Source organism: Nguyenibacter vanlangensis (assembly GCF_013376155.1).
GTDB lineage: Bacteria > Pseudomonadota > Alphaproteobacteria > Acetobacterales > Acetobacteraceae > Gluconacetobacter > Gluconacetobacter vanlangensis.
In genome coordinates, this window is the sequence record NZ_JABXXP010001030.1 from 1 (window position 1) to 783 (window position 783).

A 783-nucleotide genomic window follows, 5' to 3' on the forward strand; every position below is an offset into this window, starting at 1 on the left:
GATCCCCACCGCCGGCACGCCGCTGGCATCGGCGGCGCCGCCCAGCGCCAGCACCGGATCGCCGAGAAACAGGGGCGTCGCGTTGGACGCGGGCACGTAATAGACCTGCACCCCGCCGCCATAGGGCGCGCCGGACGCATAGGCCATCGGCCGCAGGCCGAATGGAGAATTGGCATTCATCTGGCAGAACCTCTGCAGGATTGAAAGGACGGCCCGCTGTACAGGGGCCGGTCGTCATTGCCTGGTCTGCCTGAACCGGCCCGGCGCCATCCTGGCGCGCCGAACCGGATATGATGCGGGGCGTCCCCCCTCTTGCATCACGTCTTGCATCACGTCCGGCGTCACGTCTTGCGTTACGCCTTGCCTCACGCCCGCCTCAGCGCCGTTCCTCGCGAATGGAAATGCCCATGTCACGCGGCACATATTGCGCGTTGCGGTCCGCGCCGGTCGGCCCGCCGGGCACGCGTCCCTCGCGAATCTGGGCCATCAGCTCCTGGTGGCCCGCTTCCTGCGCCGCCATGTCCTCTCGATACCATTCGACCGGGACCTCCATCAAGTACGCAATCAGCGGACCGCCCCCGCGTGCGACACCCACCGTCATGCACACGGGTTTTCCCGAATCGTCCATCACCTGGGCATAGCCCGCGTCCTGGGCGCGCGCGATGCGCCCCGGCTCGTCGTTGAACCAGTGCCGGTGATATCCCTCCCGGTCGGGGTAGGCCAGTTTCTGCTCGCGCAGGCCGAACGGCCGGCGCGACGGCGCGCGGCGCCCCCGGGCCACGG

1 protein-coding gene and 1 pseudogene are annotated in these 783 nt (G+C 69.1%); both read right to left on the minus strand.

Features of this window, described 5'->3' with window-relative positions; genetic code table 11:
• Positions 1 to 180: pseudogene (locus HUK84_RS20995) on the minus strand (hypothetical protein); the annotation flags it as partial.
• A gap of 196 nt (positions 181 to 376) precedes the next feature.
• The gene (locus HUK84_RS21000) at positions 377 to 781 is read right to left on the minus strand and encodes a hypothetical protein (RefSeq protein ID WP_176641899.1); all 405 of its coding nucleotides are present in this window, start codon (positions 779 to 781) and stop codon (positions 377 to 379) included.
• Positions 782 to 783: the final 2 nt, after the last annotated feature.